The organism is Oenococcus oeni DSM 20252 = AWRIB129 (genome assembly GCF_000372485.1).
Classification (GTDB): Bacteria; Bacillota; Bacilli; order Lactobacillales; family Lactobacillaceae; genus Oenococcus; species Oenococcus oeni.
In genome coordinates, this window is sequence record NZ_AQVA01000027.1 from 1 (window position 1) to 2026 (window position 2026).

General features: G+C 40.8%; 1 protein-coding gene and 3 pseudogenes. 2 read left to right on the plus strand and 2 right to left on the minus strand.

Going from position 1 to position 2026, the window contains the following annotated elements:
• Positions 1 to 84, plus strand: a pseudogene (locus A3G9_RS1000000110175) (IS5/IS1182 family transposase); the annotation flags it as partial.
• 237 nt (positions 85 to 321) lie between these two features.
• Positions 322 to 615 (plus strand): annotated as a pseudogene (locus tag A3G9_RS1000000110080) (transposase); the annotation flags it as partial.
• Between the two features lie 117 nt (positions 616 to 732).
• Here A3G9_RS1000000110080 and A3G9_RS0109265 read toward each other — a convergent pair.
• Together A3G9_RS0109265 and A3G9_RS1000000110180 are read right to left on the minus strand one after the other, a co-directional pair.
• Positions 733 to 1815: an alcohol dehydrogenase catalytic domain-containing protein gene (locus A3G9_RS0109265; RefSeq protein WP_002817376.1), complete on the minus strand. Its 1083-nt coding sequence runs from the start codon at positions 1813 to 1815 to the stop codon at positions 733 to 735.
• A gap of 127 nt (positions 1816 to 1942) precedes the next feature.
• Positions 1943 to 2026, minus strand: a pseudogene (locus A3G9_RS1000000110180) (IS5/IS1182 family transposase); the annotation flags it as partial.

Below are 2026 nucleotides of genomic sequence, written 5' to 3' on the forward strand. Positions count from 1 at the left end.
TGGAAAAACTGTGAACGTGCCCTTAACAGCAGTCTTCAAATGGTTGTATTGGCCTTCCTGAAGATAGTTCTTAAAAGATACTAGACAGGTTCTTAATAAGGCAGCTACGGGTGTAATAATCAGCCGACGAATCTTAAGCGGTGCACACGCATTGATAGAGCTACATCACCATTGAGTTACGCCCATTGCAACACTAAAAACCGGTTGTTTATGACCAGAATGTGAATAATCTTGCTCAGGTGTAGTAAATGGCGCTAACCCTTGTCGCAACTGGCATAATTAATGTGGAGTAAATCAAAGATCACTACACGTTAGTGTTAAACTCTGCCCAAGTTCAAGCAAACCTACGAGACCTACTTAGCGCCTCATGATGCCTTGATGGTGAGGAAACATCCCGCGGAACTGGCAATCCTGTTAGCTACTTACGAGCTAAACGGTACGGCAATGGACATGACGATCGCGACGCTTAAGCGACACGAAGTCGCTGTCACCAGCCCTTATTCCAACGGTCCGATCGAAGGGGTTAACCACCTCATCAAGTCACTCAAACGATCCTGTTTTGGCTTCAAGAATCAGCTGAACTTCTTCAAACGAATCTACCAAATCACGGCATAACATGACAAAGACGGCTCCCCAAATGGAGAACCGCCTCAAATGATAAATTTATTCTTCAACACCAGTTGACGTAGAGCCATAATTGTAGGGCACTTGGGTTGAGAAAACTGATGTTAACTAAGAATGCAAACGAACTAAAATCTTTGCTTGTTTTTTATCCTTTTCTAAGGATTCAATTCCTTCTGAAACTAATTCATTTAATTCAATCTTTTTTGTAATGACACGTTTGAATAGTGACCGATAGGTATCTATAATCTTAATTACTCGATCGAAGATATTGGCATATCCATAAGATGTTAATAAACTACCACCCTTTTTAAGAAGAGCTCTAACATCTACAACTGGTGGATGTTGAAATAATGCAATCACGGTAACCTTGCCACCGTTTTTAAGAGCCTGAATGGCACCAGTAAGTGTGGGTTGTACACCGGCACAATCAAATGCAACATCTACTCCCTGATTTTCCGTGATAGTGCTGATAGCGTGAGCTAATGACTTTTGGCTATCAGCACGTATTGGGTATTGAACCCCTAATTCATTTGCTAAATCCAAACGTTCCTCTGACATGTCATTTATTATGACGTGATGGGCACCAGAAATTTGTGCTATTAAGGCCGTGAACAATCCAATTGGACCAGCACCCTGAATTAAGACATCATCTCCAGGAGACACTCGGCTTGCCATAACTGCTTGTGCAGCAACTGAAACTGGCTCAACTAAAGCCCCTAAATCAAGCGGAAAGTTAGTTGGCAAGAGATGTGCAAAGGTACTTTTTACATTGCACTTTTCAGCTAAACCACCGTTAGCCGAAAATCCTAAGAATCCTGCTGATTGATCACTACCTATAGCATGCTCACACCAATTATAATGACCAGAAAGACATTCCGGACATTTTCCACAAGCAATCATTGGCTCGACTGCAACTTTATCTCCAATTCTTAATTTAGATACTTGTTTTCCAATTTTAGAAATCGTCCCAGAGAATTCATGACCAGGAATTAGCGGAGCCTGCATATGGGTTAGCGGATGAGGCATTGTCGCCAAATCCATACCCTCTAAATATTCATGAATATCACTACCACAAATACCATTAAATGCAACCTCAATTTGAACTTCATCTGGTGCCGGATCAGGAATATTTCTTTTTTCAAAGCGGATATCCTTAGGACCGTAAATAACAGCTGCTTTCACCATAGTCATAGTGCTTCGCTTCCCTCATGTTTAATATAGCACAATCACATCTAAAATAGTGAATAGATTTCAGTAATGAAGTTACCATCTTGACTTAACAAAAACTTGGTAACTGATTATATGGGTAAGAACCTGTCTAGTATCTTTTAAGAACTATCTTCAGGAAGGCCAATACAACCATTTGAAGACTGCTGTTAAGGGCACGTTCACAGTTTTTCCA